Origin of the sequence: Pseudomonas nitroreducens, from assembly GCF_024170165.1 — a bacterium.
GTDB classification, from domain to species: domain Bacteria; phylum Pseudomonadota; class Gammaproteobacteria; order Pseudomonadales; family Pseudomonadaceae; genus Pseudomonas; species Pseudomonas nitroreducens_C.
On sequence record NZ_JALJXP010000022.1, the window covers coordinates 31,246 to 45,291 of the forward strand.

Here is a 14,046-nt window from a genome sequence, read left to right on the forward strand (position 1 = left end):
TGGGTATCGCTTCGTTCCACCCATCCTTCAAGAGCGCGATATACCTGTAGGAGCGGGCCATGCCCGCGATCGCGCCCATGGGGCGCTCTTACAGGATCAGGTCGCAGAGCGGACCGAGCATCAGCCAATCAGTCACCGCCCGGATGCGTGGTCCGGGCGGTGCTGATCAGTGGTCGCCCAGCGACTCGGTGCCCAGTTCGTCCCACACCGCCTCGGCGAGGTGGAAGGTGGCGTTGGCGGCCGGGATGCCGCAGTAGATCGCGCTCTGCAGCAGGACTTCCTTGATCTCTTCGCGGGTCACGCCGTTGTTGCGCGCAGCGCGCAGGTGCAGCGTCAGCTCGCCTTCGCGGTTCATGCCGATCAGCATGGCGATGGTGATCAGGCTGCGGGTGTGGCGCGGCAGGCCGGGGCGGGTCCAGATGTCACCCCAGGCATGACGGGTGATCATTTCCTGGAACTCTTCGTTGAAGGCGTTGCGCTTCTGCAGGCTGCGGTCGACGTGGGCATCGCCCAGTACCGCGCGGCGGACCTGCATGCCGGCTTCGTAGCGTTCTTTCTCGTCCATCAGTTAACTCCGAATTCAACTTGTAGGACCGAGGGGGGCGCCTAGCCCTTGCTCGCGAACCATCCCCGCTGCGAGGCCGAGGTTCGCGAGCAAGCTCGCTCCTACAAAGAGCAAAGCAATCAGGCGCGCAGGAAGTCCAGCACACGCTGACTGAAGGCATCGCCGGCTTGCACGTTGGACAGGTGCGCGGCGCGGAATTCCACCAGCTCCGCGCCGGGAATGCGCGCCTGCAGGAAGCGGCCGTCCTCGGTGGTGGTCACCGGATCGGCGGAGCCGCAGACCACCAGGGTCGGCGCAGTGATCGCACCGATCTCGCCACGGAAGTCGGCGTCGCGCACGGCCGCGCAGTTGGCTGCGTAACCTTCCGGCGAGGTCTGCGCCAGCATGCCGACGATGGGCTCGACCTTGCCCGGCTCAGCTTCGGCGAAGTCGGCGGTGAACCAGCGCGAGATCGAAGCATCACGCAGGTTGCGCATGGCCTCGGCGCCGCCGCTGAGCACGGTCTCGATGCGCGGGTTCCAGATTTCCGGAGTGCCGATCTTGGCGGCGGTGTTGCACACCACCAGGCGCTCGATGCGCTCCGGCGCATGGATGGCCAGCCACTGGCCGATCAGGCCGCCCATGGACAGGCCGCAGAAGTGCGCGCGCGGGATGTCCAGCGCATCCAGCAGGGCCAGCACGTCGCGGCCGTTCTGCTCGATGCTGTAGGGGCCGGGAGTGACCAGCGAAGCGCCGTGGCCACGGGTGTCGTAACGCAGCACGCGGAAGTGCTCGGCGAAGGCCGCGACCTGCGCGTCCCACATGTGCAGGTCGGTGCCCAGGGAGTTGGACAGCACCAAAACCGGAGCGTCGGCGGGGCCTGAGAGTTGCGGCCCTTCAAGTAAGTAATTCAGGTCGCCATCGGCGAGTCGTACGGCAGGCATGCAAGGCTCCTAGCGCGAAGAAAGTTCGTGGTGTTCGGCCAGCGCGCGCTCGACCCAGCGGCGCGCCTGGCCCAGGTAATGGGCGGGATCGAGCAGGCGATCCAGCTCCCCGGCAGTCAGTTGGGCGGCGACTTCGGCATTGGCGCCGAGAACCGTGCGCAGGTGCGCGCCCTCCTTCACCGCCTGCTTGCAGCATTGCTCCACCAGATGGTGCGCGGCGTCGCGGCCGATGCGCTGGGCCAGGGCGATGCTCACGGCTTCGGCGAGCACCAGGCCACGGGTCAGGTCAAGGTTGGCCAGCATGCGCTCGGCATCCACTTCCAGCCCCGGCGCCAGGCTCAGCGCCTGTTGCAGTGCGCCGGAGACGAGGCAGCACAGCTCCGGCAGGCTTTCCCATTCGGCGTGCCACAGGCCGAGGCTGCGCTCGTGCTCCTGGGGCATGGCGGCGAACAGGGTCGACACCAGTCCCGGCGCGCGGGTGGCCGCGCCGATGAGCACGGCAGCGCCCACCGGGTTGCGCTTGTGCGGCATGGTGGAGGAACCCCCCTTGCCCGGCGCGGAAGGCTCGAAGACTTCGCCAGCTTCGGTCTGCATCAGCAGGCTGAGGTCGCGGCCCAGCTTGCCGAGGCTGCCGGCAATCAGGCCGAGCAGGCTGGCGAACTCCACCAGGCGGTCGCGCTGGGTATGCCAGGGTTGCTCGGGCAGTTGCAGATCGAGTTCTTCAGCCAGCGCATCGGCCACGGCAAAACCCTGCTCGCCCAGTGCGGCAAGGCTGCCGGAGGCGCCGCCAAATTGCAGGCACAGCAGACGCGGCTTGAGTTCGTGCAGACGCTGGCGATGGCGGGTGATCGCGCCCAGCCAGCCGGCGATCTTCATGCCGAGGGTGACGGGCGTGGCGTGCTGCAGCCAGGTACGGCCGACCATGGGCGTGCCGGCGTGGGCTTGTGCTTGTACAGCGAGCGCGTCGGCCAGTTGGGCGAGGTCGCCTTCCAGCAGCTCGACGGCGGCGCGCAGTTGCAGAACCAGCCCGGAATCCATGGCGTCCTGGCTGGTGGCCCCCAGGTGCACGTAGCGCTCGGCTTCGGCGTCCTCGGCGGCGATGCGCTTGCCCAGCGCCTTCACCAGCGGGATCGCAGAGTTGCCGGCGCTGCAGATGGCCTGGGCCAGTGCAGGGAAATCGTAGAGTTCGGCACGGCAGGCGGCGGCAATGGGCGCCACGGCGCTCGCCGGGATCACACCCACACGGGCCTCGGCACGGGCCAGCGCGGCCTCGAAGTCGAGCATGCCCTGCACCCGGCCGTGGTCGCTGAAGATCGCGCGCATGGCCGGTTGGGTGAAGTAGGCGTCGAACAGAAGGTTGCTGCTCACTGGGGTGGCTCCGGAGATCGGCGGGCGTAGTCGGGACAGTATGACCGGAGAGCTGCTGTCTGTAAGAGCGCGCTTGCTCGCGAACCCGGCCCCCACTGCGGGGTTTGTTCGCGAGCAAGCTCGCTCCTACGAAAAGCAGCGGATCACACGCGCTCGACGACCAGCGCCACGCCCTGCCCTACGCCCACGCACATGGTGCACAGGCCGAGCTTGCCGCCGGACTTCTGCAGTTGATGCACGGCGGTCAGCACCAGACGCGCGCCGCTGGCGCCCAGCGGGTGGCCGAGGGCGATGGCGCCGCCGTTGGGATTCACCCGCGCATCGTCATCGGCGATACCCAGATCACGGGTCACCGCCAGGCCCTGCGCGGCGAAGGCTTCGTTCAGCTCGATGACGTCGAACTGGTCCACCGACAGGTTCAGGCGCTCCAGCAGTTTGCGCACCGCCGGCACCGGACCGATGCCCATCACGCGCGGGGCGACGCCGGCGCTGGCCATGCCGAGCACTTTCGCACGCGGCGTCAGACCGTGTTTCTTCACTGCCTCGGCACTGGCGAGGATCAGCGCCACGGCGCCGTCATTGACGCCGGAAGCGTTGCCGGCGGTGACGGTCTTGCCTTCGCCGTTGACCGGCTTGAGCTTGGCCAGCGCTTCCAGGGTGGTGTCCGGGCGCGGGTGCTCGTCGGTGTCCACGACGGTCTCACCCTTGCGGCCCTTGATCACCACCGGGACGATTTCCTCGGCGAAGTAACCGCTGGCCTGGGCGATGCCGGCACGCTGCTGGCTGCGCAGGGAAAAGGCGTCCTGGTCGGCGCGGTTGACGTTGTAATCGTCGGCCACGTTGTCGGCGGTCTGCGGCATGGCATCCACGCCGTACTGCGCCTTCATCAGCGGGTTGATGAAGCGCCAGCCGATGGTGGTGTCCTCGATTTTCTGGCCGCGGCCGAAGGCGCTGTCGGCCTTGCCCATCACATAGGGTGCGCGGGACATGGATTCCACGCCGCCGGCGATGACCAGTTCGGCCTCGCCGCTGGCGATGGCGCGGAAGCCAGTGCCCACCGCGTCCAGACCCGAGGCGCAGAGTCGGTTGAGGGTCACGCCCGGCACGCTTTCCGGCAGGCCGGCCAGCAGCAGCGCCATGCGCGCCACGTTGCGGTTGTCTTCGCCGGCCTGGTTGGCGCAGCCGAGGTACACCTCGTCCAGCGCGGCCCAGTCGACTTGCGGGTTACGTTCCACCAGCGCCTTCACCGGTACTGCGGCGAGGTCGTCGGCGCGTACGCCGGAGAGCGAGCCGCCGAAGCGGCCGATGGGCGTGCGCACGGCGTCACAGATGAAGACCTCGCGGCTCATTCCTCACCTCCGAGCTGGCCGTGGGCGGCGGCGGTGCGGGCTTCGAGGGCGCGCAGGGCTTCCAGTTCCACGTCGGTCGGCGCGACGGTTTCGGTCACCTGCTCGGCGAAGCGGATCGCCCAGCCGGTGTTCTCGATCACCTGCTCGCGGGTCACGCCCGGGTGCAGGGTGGTGACGATGAATTCGTTGCTACCGGCTTCCGGCTCCATGATGCACAGGTCGGTAATGATCGCCACCGGGCCCTTGCCGGGCAGGCCGAGCTGCTGGCGATGATCGCCGCCCTCGCCGAAACCGACCGAGGTGATGAACGCCAGCTTGTCGACAAAGGTGCGGTGCGACTGCTTGAGGATGATCAGCACTTCCTTGGCGGAACCGGCGATCTCCGGCGCGCCGCCGGCGCCGGGCAGGCGCACCTTGGGCTTGTTGTAGTCGCCGATGACGGTGGTGTTGATGTTGCCGAAGCGGTCGACCTGGGCCGCGCCGAGGAAGCCGACATCGATGCGCCCGCCCTGCAGCCAGTAGCGGAAGATCTCGCCGGTGGGCACCACGGTGTCGGCGGTCTCGGCCAGTTCGCCGTCGCCGATGGACAGCGGCAGCACGCTGGGCTTGGCGCCGATGGGGCCGGATTCGTAGATCAGGACCACATCGGGCGATGCAGTCAGGCGCGCGAGGTTGGCAGCCTTGGATGGCAGGCCGATGCCGACGAAGCAGACGGCGCCGTTCTTCAGGCGGCGGGCGGCGGCCACGGTCATCATTTCATTGGTGCTGTAGGCGCTCATTACTTGGCCTCCGCGAGCTTGGCTCGGAACTCTGCAAAGTCTTGGGTGCCGCGGATGTAGGTATCGATCCAGGCGTTGAAGGTGTCGCGGTCGCGGGCGATCGGGTCCCAGGCCTGGTAGAAGCGGTTGTCGCGCTCGGAGTAGCCGTGGGCGTAGGACGGGTGCGAACCGCCGGGCACCAGGCAGACGGCGGACAGCGCCCAGGTCGGCAGCACGCAGGAGTTCATCGGCGCGTTCAGGTCGTCGACGATTTCTTCCACGGTGACGATGCAGCGCTTGGCGGCCAGGGCGGCTTCCTTCTGCACGCCGAGGATGCCCCACAGCAGCACGTTGCCCTTGCGGTCGGCCTTCTGCGCGTGGATCACGGTGACGTCCGGGCGTACCGACGGTACGGCGGCCAGTTGCTCGCCGGTGAACGGGCAATTGATGAACTTGATGTTCGGGTTGACCTTCGGCAGGTCGGAACCGGCGTAGGCGCGCAGCACGGCGAAAGGCAGGCCCGAGGCGCCGGCGACGTAGGAGTTGGCAAGGTCGGCGTGGCTGTGCTCGTCGATCTCCAGCTCTCGCGGCCAGCCCTTCTCCACCGCATCACGCAGGCGATGCAGCGAACCGACGCCGGGGTTGCCGCCCCAGGAGAAGGTCAGCTTGCGCACGCAACCGGCACCGATCAGCAGGTCGTAGACCAGGTCGGGGGTCATGCGCACCAGGTGCAGGTCTTTCTTGCCCTGGCGGATCAGCTCGTGGGAGGCAGCGGTGGGGATCAGGTGGGTGAAGCCTTCGAGCGCGACGGTATCGCCGTCGTTGACGAAGCGCTCGACCGCTTCGCGGAGAGTCAGGAGTTCAGCCATGGTCGGTCTCGTTGTGTAGGGGGTGCCGATGGGAAAACAGTACCGTCGGGGGGATGGGCGAACAATGCGATAATCGACTATTGGTGCGAATATCGAACACTTCTCTTAGGAGGCTAACGGCTGGTTTTCGCGGCGTGAGGAGTGCTTGAGTGGACGCGGACCTTGTCCGCGATCGCGAGCGTGGCTCGCTCCTACAAGGAGCGCGCAGGCCAGCCCCTGTAGGAGCTGGCCATGCCTGCGACAGTCCGAGCTGCGGAGCATCAGGGTGCTCTGAGTAGGATGGCGTGGAGCGCAGCGATACCCATCAATCCGTGCGCCGACAGCATGGGTATCGCTCCGCTCCACCCTACGTCGGGGTTACCGGCAAAGTCGGAGCGTTGGCGGGAATCAGGCTTCCTGCAGCGCGCGGGGGCGGTTGCTGCGGTCTTCGGCGTCGGCGGAAACCGCCTGCTGCAGCTGGAAGTCGAACTCGATCTCGGCGAAGCGTCCGTCCACGCCGCGCGCCTGGGCGGCGGCCGCGTCCTCGACGAAACGCACCTCACCAATCAGCCCGTCACGGGTGGCGTAGGCGAAGTCGTCCCACAGGTACTGATCACCGGCGAGGTTGATCTGCGTGGTCAGGTGACGATGCCCCGGCGCCGAAATGAAGAAATGGATGTGCGCCGGACGCTGGCCATGGCGGCCCAGTTGATCGAGCAGTTCCTGGGTCGGGCCGTCCGGCGGGCAGCCGTAGCCGCTGGGCACGATGCTGCGGGCTTTGTAGCGGCCCTCGGCGTCGGTGACGATGCGCCGGCGCAGGTTGAACTCGGACTGGGTGCTGTCGAAGTAGGAGTAGGTGCCGTTGGTGTTGGCGTGCCAGAGGTCGACCACGGCGCCGGCCAGCGGCTTGCCCTGCGGGTCGAACACGCGGCCGGAGAGGAACATCACGGTACCCGCGTCCTTGCCGTCGTCCATCCGCGCTTCGCCTTCGGACAGCGGCGCGCCGGCCACGTACAGGGGGCCTTCGATGGTGCGCGGGGTGCCGCCGCCGATGCCGGCGGCTTCGTCCTGGGCGTCCAGCAGCAGGTCGAGGTAGTGCTCGACGCCGAGGCCGGCAACGACCAGACCGGCTTCCTGGCGCGAGCCAAGACGGTTGAGGTAGTCCACCGCTTTCCAGAATTCGTCGGGGGTGACGTTCATGTCTTCGATCAGTTTCGCGGTGTCCTGCAGGATGCGCAGGACGAGGTTCTTCACCCGCGGGTTGCCCGCATCGTTCAGGGCGCCACTGGCTTCTTCGAAGAACTTCTGGATGTCGGCAGTCTGGGAAATCTTCACGGTCATGATGCGATCCTCAAGTCTTGTTCTTGTGAGGTGTGCGAAAGGGAAAATCAGCGGTCGTCGGAATGGATCGAGGACGGATGGCGGCAGAGCCCGTCGACCTCGATGTCCATGTACGGAAACAGCGGCAGCTGCATCAGGGTGTCGTGCAGTTCCTCGACGCTGGCGAGGTCGAACACGCTGTAGTTGGCGTAGTGCCCGGCGATGCGCCACAGGTGGCGCCACTTGCCCTCGCGCTGCAGGCGCTGGGCCAGTTCCTTCTCGTCGGCCTTGAGCTGGGCGGCCTTCGCCGGGTCCATGTCGACGGGCAATTTCACGGTCATCTTCACGTGGAACAGCATCGGGGGTTCTCCTCTATCGGGCAGTCGGAAAGGGTTTCGAATCAGGTACGGCGGAAGCGCGCCAGGCGCTCTTCGTCGAGGGTCAGGCCCAGGCCGGGCGTGCGCGGCACGTGGAGCTGGAAGTCGCGGTAGACCGGCGCCTCGGTGACGATTTCCTCGGTGAGCAGCAGCGGGCCGAACAGCTCGGTGGCCCAGGTCAGCTTCTCCAGGGTGAGGAAGGCGTGGGCCGAGGCCAGGGTGCCGACCGCGCCTTCGAGCATGGTCCCGCCGTACAGCGCGATGCCGGCGGCTTCGGCGATCTGCGCGGTGCGCAGCACGGCGCGTGGGCCGCCGTTCTTGGCGATCTTCAGGGCGAAAATGCTGGCTGCGCCGTCGGCGGCGAGGCTGAAGGCGTCGGCAACACTTTCGATGGATTCGTCGGCCATGATCGGCGCCGGACTGCGCTGGTTCAGGCGCACCTGGCCGCTGCGATTGATCCGCGAAATCGGCTGCTCGATGAGGTCGATGCCGTTCTCGCCGAGCACCTGGCAGCCGCGGATGGCCTGGGATTCGTCCCAGCCCTGGTTGACGTCCACACGCACGCTGGCGCGCTCGCCCAGGGCCTTCTTGATCGCCACCACGTGCTTGAGGTCCTGCTCCAGCGGGTTGGCGCCGATCTTCAGTTTGAAGATGCGGTGACGGCGAATTTCCAGCATCTGCTCGGCTTCGGCGATGTCGCGGGCGGTGTCGCCGGAGGCCAGGGTCCAGGCCACTTCCAGGCTGTCGCGCACGCGGCCGCCGAGCAGCTCGCTGACCGGGAGGCCGAGGCGCTTGCCCTGGGCGTCCAGCAGCGCGCTTTCGATACCGGAGCGGGCGAAGGTGTTGCCCTTGATCGACTTGTCCAGGCGCTGCATGCAGGCATTGATGTTGCTGGCGTCCTGGCCCTTGAGCAGCGGCGCGAAGTGCGCGTCGATGTTGGCCTTGATGCTTTCCGGGCTCTCGTTGCCGTAGGCCAGGCCGCCGATGGTGGTGGCTTCGCCGATGCCTTCGACACCGTCGGAGCAGCGCAGGCGGATGATCACCAGGGTCTGCTGCTGCATGGTGTGCATGGCCAGCTTGTGCGGGCGGATGGTCGGCAGGTCGACGATGATCGACTCGATGCGTTCGATGACGGGGCTACTCATGGACGGCGTTCCGCTCCGGGATTTCTGAATGGGCCGGGCTGCTCTGCAGCGATACCCGGAAGGTCTTTTGACGGATGAAGAAGGATTGCGTCTGGCCTGCAGGGCAGTCCAATATCGTTGCCGTCTGGTTGCATACCCTGGAGGTATCATGGAGCTGCGACACCTGCGCTACTTCCGCGAAGTGGCCGGCACCCTCAACTTCACCCGCGCCGCCGAGCGCCTGCACATTGCCCAGCCACCGCTGAGCCGGCAGATCCAGCAGCTCGAAGAACTGCTCGGCGTGCCACTGCTGGAGCGTGGCCGACCGCTGCGCCTGACTGACGCCGGGCGTTACTTCCACGAGCAGACCGGCACCCTGCTGGCACAGCTGGAGAGCATCTGCCAGAGCACCCGGCGCATCGGTCGGGGCGAACGCCAGTGGTTCGGCATCGGCTTCGCGCCCTCGACGCTGTACGACGGCCTGCCCGAGCTGATCCGCGAGTTGCGCGGCGACGCCGCTCTGGAGCTGGGGCTGCAGGAAATGACCACGGTGCAGCAGGTCGAGGCGCTGAAAAGCGGGCGCATCGACATCGGTTTCGGGCGCATCCGCATCGACGATCCCGCCATTACCCAGCAGGTATTGCGCGAGGAGCCGATGGTCGCCGTGCTGCCCGCCGGGCACCGCCTGCTCGGCGCGCCGCTGAGCCTGGAGCAACTGGCCGGCGAGGACTTCGTGCTCTACCCCGCCAACCCGCGCCCCAGCTATGCCGACCACGTGCTGGCGCTGTTCGCCAACCACGGCCTGAGCGTGCGCGTTTCGCAATGGACCAATGAGCTGCAGACCGCCATCGGCCTGGTCGCCGCCGGCCTGGGCGTGGCGCTGGTGCCGGCGTCGGTGCAACAGCAGCACCGCGCCGACATCGGCTACGCCAGGCTGACCGACGCCGAGGCGGTCTCGCCGATCATCCTCAGCCAGCGCCGCGGCGACGTCAGTGCGCCGCTGCAACGCTGCCTGCAACTGATCGGCGCGAACCTGCCGTAAGTGCCTCATCGCGGCGCCTCAGCCCAGGTCGCCGCCACCCACCGGCAGGGTTACGCCGGTGATGTAGCTGGCTTCGTCGGAGGCGAGAAAGAGGATCGCGCCGACCTGTTCGTCGATGCTGCCGTAGCGTTTCATCAGGCTGCTGGCGACGGTCTGGTCGACGATCTGCTGGTACCAGAGTTTTTCCTCTTCACTCTGCTGCGCTGCGTTGCGCGGGATGCGCCGGGGCGGCGCTTCGGTGCCGCCGGGCGCGGTGGCGTTGACTCGCACGCCGCGCTCGGCGGTCTCGAAGGCCAGACACGCGGTCAGCGCATTCACCCCGCCCTTCGCCGCACCGTAGGGCACGCGGTTCACCCCACGGGTGGCGATGGACGAGACATTGACGATGGCACCCGCGCCCTGCTCCAGCATCGGCACCAGCGCGGCGCGGCAGCACCACAAAGTCGGGAACAGCGAGCGGCGCACCTCGGCTTCGATTTCGTCCTCGGCGTAGTGCTCGAAGGGCTTCGCCCAGATGGTGCCGCCGACGTTGTTGACCAGGATGTCGAGGCGGCCGAAGCGCTCGATGGCCTGGGCGACCACGCCCTGGCAGTCGGAAAAGCGCTCCAGGTCGGCGGTCAGGGTGAGCACTTCGCCGTGCTGGCCGAGGGCGTCCTGCAGCTCGTGGACAATCTCGGAGCGGTCCACGGCGATGACTCTCGCGCCCTCTTCCGCCAGCCGCTCGGCGACGCGCCGGCCGATGCCCTGGGCGGCGCCGGTGACGAGGGCGGTTTTGTTATTGAATCGGTTCATGGTGACCTCTTTTGGCATCTTCGTTTGGTCCACCACCCTCTCCCCTGCCCTCTCCCTGAAGGGAGAGGGAGCTGTCTGTGCCGGCTGACGCCATCGTTTCATCCTGCACCGAACGGTCCCCTCTCCCTTCAGGGAGAGGGTTAGGGAGAGGGGCTTTACCGGCGGAGCGCCATCAGGCCGCACTCGCCGCAAACTTCTCGAAATAGAAATTCGCCGGCGTAATGCCCTGCTCGCGGATGTACTGGCTGACCGCCTCGACCATCGGCGGCGGGCCGCAGAGGTAGATGTCCACCTCGCCATCGTTCAGGTGCGCAGGCTCGATGTGCTGGGTGACGTAGCCCTTTTGCGGGTAGCTGCTCTCGGGGCTGGCCACGCAGGCACTCCAGGTGAAGTTGGGAATGCGCGCAGCGAAGGCCTCAAGGCGGTCGATCTCCACCAGGTCGAAGTCGTGGGTGACGCCGTAGATCAGGTGCAGCGGATGCTCGCTGCCGCGCTCGGCGATCTGCTCCAGCATCGCGGTGAAGGGCGCCAGTCCCGTGCCGCCAGCCAGCAGCAACAGCGGCCGCCTGATCTCGCGCAGGTAGAAGCTGCCCAGCGGGCCGGCCAGGGACAGGGCGTCGCCGGCCTTGGCCAGGCCGGTGAGGAAGCTGCTCATCAGGCCACCCGGCACGTTGCGGATCAGGAAGCTGACCTCGCCGTCCTTCTGCAGCGAGCTGAAGGAGTAGGCGCGGCTCTGCTCGCTGCCGGGCACCTGCAGGTTGACGTACTGCCCCGGCAGGAACGCCAGCCTGCTCAGGGCCTCGCCCTTGATCGACAGCGCAATGGTGCTTTCGGAGAGCTGCCGCACCGTGCTGATGCTGGCCTCGAAACTGGCCTGGGCGGTCTTGCAGACCTGCGAGGAGGCCGGCACGCGCACCACGCAATCGCTCTGCGCGCGCATCTGGCAGGTAAGCACGTAGCCCTGCTGCGCTTCGTCCTCGGTCAGCGCGTCCTCGATGTAGTCCTGGCCCAGGTCGTAACGGCCGGCTTCGGCGAAGCACTTGCAGGTGCCGCAGGCGCCGTCGCGGCAATCCAGCGGGATATTGATGCCCTGGCGGTAGGCCGCATCGGCCACGGTCTCGCGGGGGCTGGCGTCGATGAAGCGGGTAACGCCGTCTTCGAAATTAAGGGCGATCTTGTGGTTCATGGCGTGCACCTCGGCGCCGCGCAGGCGGCGTCGCGCGCGGTGAATCCACGCGCGCAACGCACAGCCCTGACGGCGGAATCAGATGTGGTAGATGTCGATGACCTGGCGGACGTAGTCGTTCTTCAGCACGACCTTCTTCGCCTTGACCAGCAGTTGCTCGCCTCGCACATCGAGCGTGTAGAAGCTGGTGCCGAAGTAGCTGTCGACGGTCTTGTAGCGGAAGCTCAGGGTGTGCCAGTTGAAGCGCACCTGGCATTGCCCGTCGGCTTCGCCGAGCACCTCGATGTTGCTCAGGTTGTGCGAGGTGCGGGTGTCCGGCAGGGTCGCGCTGGAGCGCTCGGTCTTGATGCGGAAGACGCGGTCTTCCAGGCCGCCACGGCTGCCGTACCAGATCAGCGAGATTTCCCGCTGCGGGTCTTCGGTGAGCTGGTCGCGGTCGTCCCAGGAGGGCATCCAGAAGGTGGCGTCGGCGGCGTACAACTCCAGCCAGGAATCCCAGTCCTTGTCGTCGAGGTAGCGCGCTTCGCGGTAGAGGAAGTCGCGGACGCTCTCGTAGCGGCTCATCACACGCCCTCCTCTTTCACGGCGATGCGCTTGGCCTGCTCGGCGGCCAGTGCGTCGATCATGGTCTGCTGCCAGTACTGGTGCTGCAGCACGAACAGGCCCTCGTCCTCGGTGCGCACGCCGGACAGCGCCGGCGCCAGCTCGATCTCCCGCGCCGCGTCGTCGGCGCCATCGATCCAGTGCTTCGCCCCGCGGGACATGTCATTCCAGCCGCCGGCACTGCCCTGGTAGGCCTGCTGGCAGGAGCGGAATTCCTCCAGGTCATCCGGCGTGGCCATGCCGCTGACGTTGAAGAAGTCCTCGTACTGGCGGATGCGCTGGGCACGCGCCTCGCTGCTCTCGCCCTTCGGCGCGATGCAGTAGATGGTGATCTCGGTGCGGTTGACGTCGATGGGCCGGGCGATGCGGATCTGCGAGCTGAACTGGTCCATCAGGTAGACGTTGGGGTACAGGCAGAGGTTGCGCGAGTTCTCGATCATCCAGTCGGCGCGGGCGCGGCCATGGTCGCGGGCCAGCTCGTCGCGGCGCTCGAAGGCCGGGCGCGCCTCGGGGTTGGCCCAGCGGCTCCAGAGCAGCAGGTGGCCGTGGTCGAAGGAGTAGAAGCCGCCGCCGTGCTTGGCCCAGCCACCGGCGCTCATGGTCTTCACTTCTTCGCCGGCTTCACGCTGCTGACGCTGGTTCTGGGTGGCGGCGTAGTTCCAGTGCACGGAGCTGACGTGGTAGCCGTCTGCGCCGTTCTCGGCAGTGAGTTTCCAGTTGCCTTCGTAGATGTAGCTGCTGGAACCGCGCAGCACTTCCAGGCCTTCGGGGGACTGGTCGACGATCATGTCGATGATCTTCGCCGACTCGCCCAGGTGCTCCACCAGCGGCTTGACCTCGGCCTTCAGGCTGCCGAAGAGGAAGCCGCGGTAGGACTCGAAGCGCGCCACCTTGGTCAGGTCATGGGAGCCTTCGCAGTTGAAGCCTTCCGGGTAACCGGCCTCGGCCGGGTCCTTAACCTTGAGCAGCTTGCCGGAGTTGTTGAAGGTCCAGCCGTGGAACGGACAGGTGTAGCTGGAGCGGTTGCCGGACTTGTGCCGGCAGAGCATGGCGCCCTTGTGGCTGCAGGCGTTGAGGAAGGCGTTGAGCACGCCGTCCTTGTTGCGCGCGATGAAGACCGACTGGCGACCGATCAGGGTCGTGAGGAAGTCGTTCTTCTCGGGGATCTGGCTTTCATGGGCGAGGTAGACCCAGTTGCCTTCGAAGATGTGCTTCATCTCCAGGTCGAACAGGCGCGGGTCGGTGAACATCTCCCGCCGGCAGCGATAGACGCCTTTGGCAGGGTCTTCCTCAAGCAGCGAACGCAGGTAGTCGATACCCAGGGACATGGCCGGGGCCTCCGTTGTTATTGTTCAGGCAGGCTCAGGTTAGGGCTGGGTTTCTCAGGGCAATATCCGCTTTGTGCAGAGTGCTATCCGTTTCTTGCAGAGCTGTCCGCAGGCGGTGCTCCTACATGGAAAACCGTTATTGGGCGGTTCGCGAGCAAGCTCGCTCCTACAGGCTCAGCACCGCTTTGGCTCTGATGAGACTTCCAGAGAAATATCCGCTCGCTCCGAATGCCCCGTTCAGGAGGCCTCGTTGAAGCGGAGTTTCAGGGGTTGAGCGACATGGATGTCGCGAGAGCGGCGATGGGCCAGGGATGGCCCTTCGACGCGTGCCCCTGAAACTTCGCTTCAACGAGGGAATTTTTCGCCCCAAGCGAAAAACCGGATGTCCGGGGTGTAGGAGACAACCACATAGGTAACAAACGAGTTCAGTCACATGGGTGACACTCGCATCTTCAGATATCGC

The 14,046-nt window shown here is 66.6% G+C and carries 14 protein-coding genes; 1 reads left to right on the forward strand and 13 read right to left on the reverse strand.

The window, feature by feature from the left end:
• Positions 1-166: 166 nt before the first annotated feature.
• The 9 genes from pcaC to J2T47_RS28760 all read right to left on the reverse strand — a co-directional run bounded on the left by pcaC (position 167) and on the right by J2T47_RS28760 (position 8,653).
• On the reverse strand, positions 167-565 hold the full coding sequence (gene pcaC, locus J2T47_RS28720; RefSeq protein ID WP_253454122.1) for a 4-carboxymuconolactone decarboxylase: 399 nt from the start codon (positions 563-565) through the stop codon (positions 167-169).
• A 119-nt stretch (positions 566-684) separates the two neighbouring features.
• Positions 685-1,488, reverse strand: coding sequence for a 3-oxoadipate enol-lactonase (gene pcaD / locus J2T47_RS28725; protein WP_253454124.1), 804 nt, complete (start codon positions 1,486-1,488; stop codon positions 685-687).
• A 9-nt stretch (positions 1,489-1,497) separates the two neighbouring features.
• On the reverse strand, positions 1,498-2,856 hold the full coding sequence (locus J2T47_RS28730) for a 3-carboxy-cis,cis-muconate cycloisomerase (RefSeq protein ID WP_437181025.1): 1,359 nt from the start codon (positions 2,854-2,856) through the stop codon (positions 1,498-1,500).
• A 143-nt stretch (positions 2,857-2,999) separates the two neighbouring features.
• A complete protein-coding gene (pcaF, locus tag J2T47_RS28735; RefSeq protein WP_253454126.1) occupies positions 3,000-4,205 on the reverse strand; it encodes a 3-oxoadipyl-CoA thiolase in 1,206 nt (401 codons plus the stop codon).
• Complete coding sequence (locus J2T47_RS28740) at positions 4,202-4,984, reverse strand: CoA-transferase subunit beta (RefSeq protein ID WP_253454129.1); 783 nt, start codon at positions 4,982-4,984, stop codon at positions 4,202-4,204. Before J2T47_RS28740 ends, pcaF begins: the two co-directional genes overlap by 4 nt.
• A complete protein-coding gene (locus tag J2T47_RS28745) occupies positions 4,984-5,832 on the reverse strand; it encodes a CoA transferase subunit A (RefSeq protein ID WP_253454131.1) in 849 nt (282 codons plus the stop codon). Before J2T47_RS28745 ends, J2T47_RS28740 begins: the two co-directional genes overlap by 1 nt.
• Before the next feature lie 387 nt (positions 5,833-6,219).
• On the reverse strand, positions 6,220-7,152 hold the full coding sequence (gene catA / locus J2T47_RS28750) for a catechol 1,2-dioxygenase (protein WP_253454133.1): 933 nt from the start codon (positions 7,150-7,152) through the stop codon (positions 6,220-6,222).
• A 47-nt stretch (positions 7,153-7,199) separates the two neighbouring features.
• A complete protein-coding gene (gene catC / locus J2T47_RS28755; protein WP_017519458.1) occupies positions 7,200-7,490 on the reverse strand; it encodes a muconolactone Delta-isomerase in 291 nt (96 codons plus the stop codon).
• A 41-nt stretch (positions 7,491-7,531) separates the two neighbouring features.
• A complete protein-coding gene (locus J2T47_RS28760) occupies positions 7,532-8,653 on the reverse strand; it encodes a muconate cycloisomerase family protein (RefSeq protein ID WP_253454135.1) in 1,122 nt (373 codons plus the stop codon).
• A 148-nt stretch (positions 8,654-8,801) separates the two neighbouring features.
• Here J2T47_RS28760 and J2T47_RS28765 point away from each other — a divergent pair, with 148 nt between their 5' ends.
• A complete protein-coding gene (locus J2T47_RS28765; RefSeq protein ID WP_253454137.1) occupies positions 8,802-9,674 on the forward strand; it encodes a LysR family transcriptional regulator in 873 nt (290 codons plus the stop codon).
• An 18-nt stretch (positions 9,675-9,692) separates the two neighbouring features.
• Here J2T47_RS28765 and J2T47_RS28770 read toward each other — a convergent pair whose 3' ends face one another.
• The 4 genes from J2T47_RS28770 to benA all read right to left on the reverse strand — a co-directional run bounded on the left by J2T47_RS28770 (position 9,693) and on the right by benA (position 13,583).
• Positions 9,693-10,466 carry a 1,6-dihydroxycyclohexa-2,4-diene-1-carboxylate dehydrogenase gene (locus J2T47_RS28770; protein WP_253454139.1) on the reverse strand — a complete coding sequence of 258 codons (774 nt, stop codon included), beginning with the start codon at positions 10,464-10,466 and terminating at the stop codon, positions 9,693-9,695.
• A 172-nt stretch (positions 10,467-10,638) separates the two neighbouring features.
• Positions 10,639-11,652, reverse strand: coding sequence for a benzoate 1,2-dioxygenase electron transfer component BenC (benC, locus tag J2T47_RS28775; protein ID WP_253454141.1), 1,014 nt, complete (start codon positions 11,650-11,652; stop codon positions 10,639-10,641).
• A 78-nt stretch (positions 11,653-11,730) separates the two neighbouring features.
• A complete protein-coding gene (gene benB, locus J2T47_RS28780; protein ID WP_301295725.1) occupies positions 11,731-12,216 on the reverse strand; it encodes a benzoate 1,2-dioxygenase small subunit in 486 nt (161 codons plus the stop codon).
• The gene (benA, locus tag J2T47_RS28785) at positions 12,216-13,583 is read right to left on the reverse strand and encodes a benzoate 1,2-dioxygenase large subunit (RefSeq protein ID WP_253454145.1); all 1,368 of its coding nucleotides are present in this window, start codon (positions 13,581-13,583) and stop codon (positions 12,216-12,218) included. The genes benB and benA overlap by 1 nt, the downstream gene beginning before the upstream one ends.
• Between the last annotated feature and the right edge of the window lie 463 nt (positions 13,584-14,046).

Excerpts from the sequence above, each read along its gene's own strand:
- pcaC (WP_253454122.1), bottom strand. The coding sequence starts at position 565 with ATGGACGAGAAAGAACGCTACGAAGCCGGCATGCAGGTCCGCCGCGCG.
- pcaD (WP_253454124.1), bottom strand. The coding sequence starts at position 1,488 with ATGCCTGCCGTACGACTCGCCGATGGCGACCTGAATTACTTACTTGAA.
- pcaF (WP_253454126.1), bottom strand. The coding sequence starts at position 4,205 with ATGAGCCGCGAGGTCTTCATCTGTGACGCCGTGCGCACGCCCATCGGC.
- J2T47_RS28740 (WP_253454129.1), bottom strand. The coding sequence starts at position 4,984 with ATGAGCGCCTACAGCACCAATGAAATGATGACCGTGGCCGCCGCCCGC.
- J2T47_RS28745 (WP_253454131.1), bottom strand. The coding sequence starts at position 5,832 with ATGGCTGAACTCCTGACTCTCCGCGAAGCGGTCGAGCGCTTCGTCAAC.
- catA (WP_253454133.1), bottom strand. The coding sequence starts at position 7,152 with ATGACCGTGAAGATTTCCCAGACTGCCGACATCCAGAAGTTCTTCGAA.
- catC (WP_017519458.1), bottom strand. The coding sequence starts at position 7,490 with ATGCTGTTCCACGTGAAGATGACCGTGAAATTGCCCGTCGACATGGAC.
- J2T47_RS28760 (WP_253454135.1), bottom strand. The coding sequence starts at position 8,653 with ATGAGTAGCCCCGTCATCGAACGCATCGAGTCGATCATCGTCGACCTG.
- J2T47_RS28765 (WP_253454137.1), top strand. The coding sequence starts at position 8,802 with ATGGAGCTGCGACACCTGCGCTACTTCCGCGAAGTGGCCGGCACCCTC.
- J2T47_RS28770 (WP_253454139.1), bottom strand. The coding sequence starts at position 10,466 with ATGAACCGATTCAATAACAAAACCGCCCTCGTCACCGGCGCCGCCCAG.
- benC (WP_253454141.1), bottom strand. The coding sequence starts at position 11,652 with ATGAACCACAAGATCGCCCTTAATTTCGAAGACGGCGTTACCCGCTTC.
- benB (WP_301295725.1), bottom strand. The coding sequence starts at position 12,216 with ATGAGCCGCTACGAGAGCGTCCGCGACTTCCTCTACCGCGAAGCGCGC.
- benA (WP_253454145.1), bottom strand. The coding sequence starts at position 13,583 with ATGTCCCTGGGTATCGACTACCTGCGTTCGCTGCTTGAGGAAGACCCT.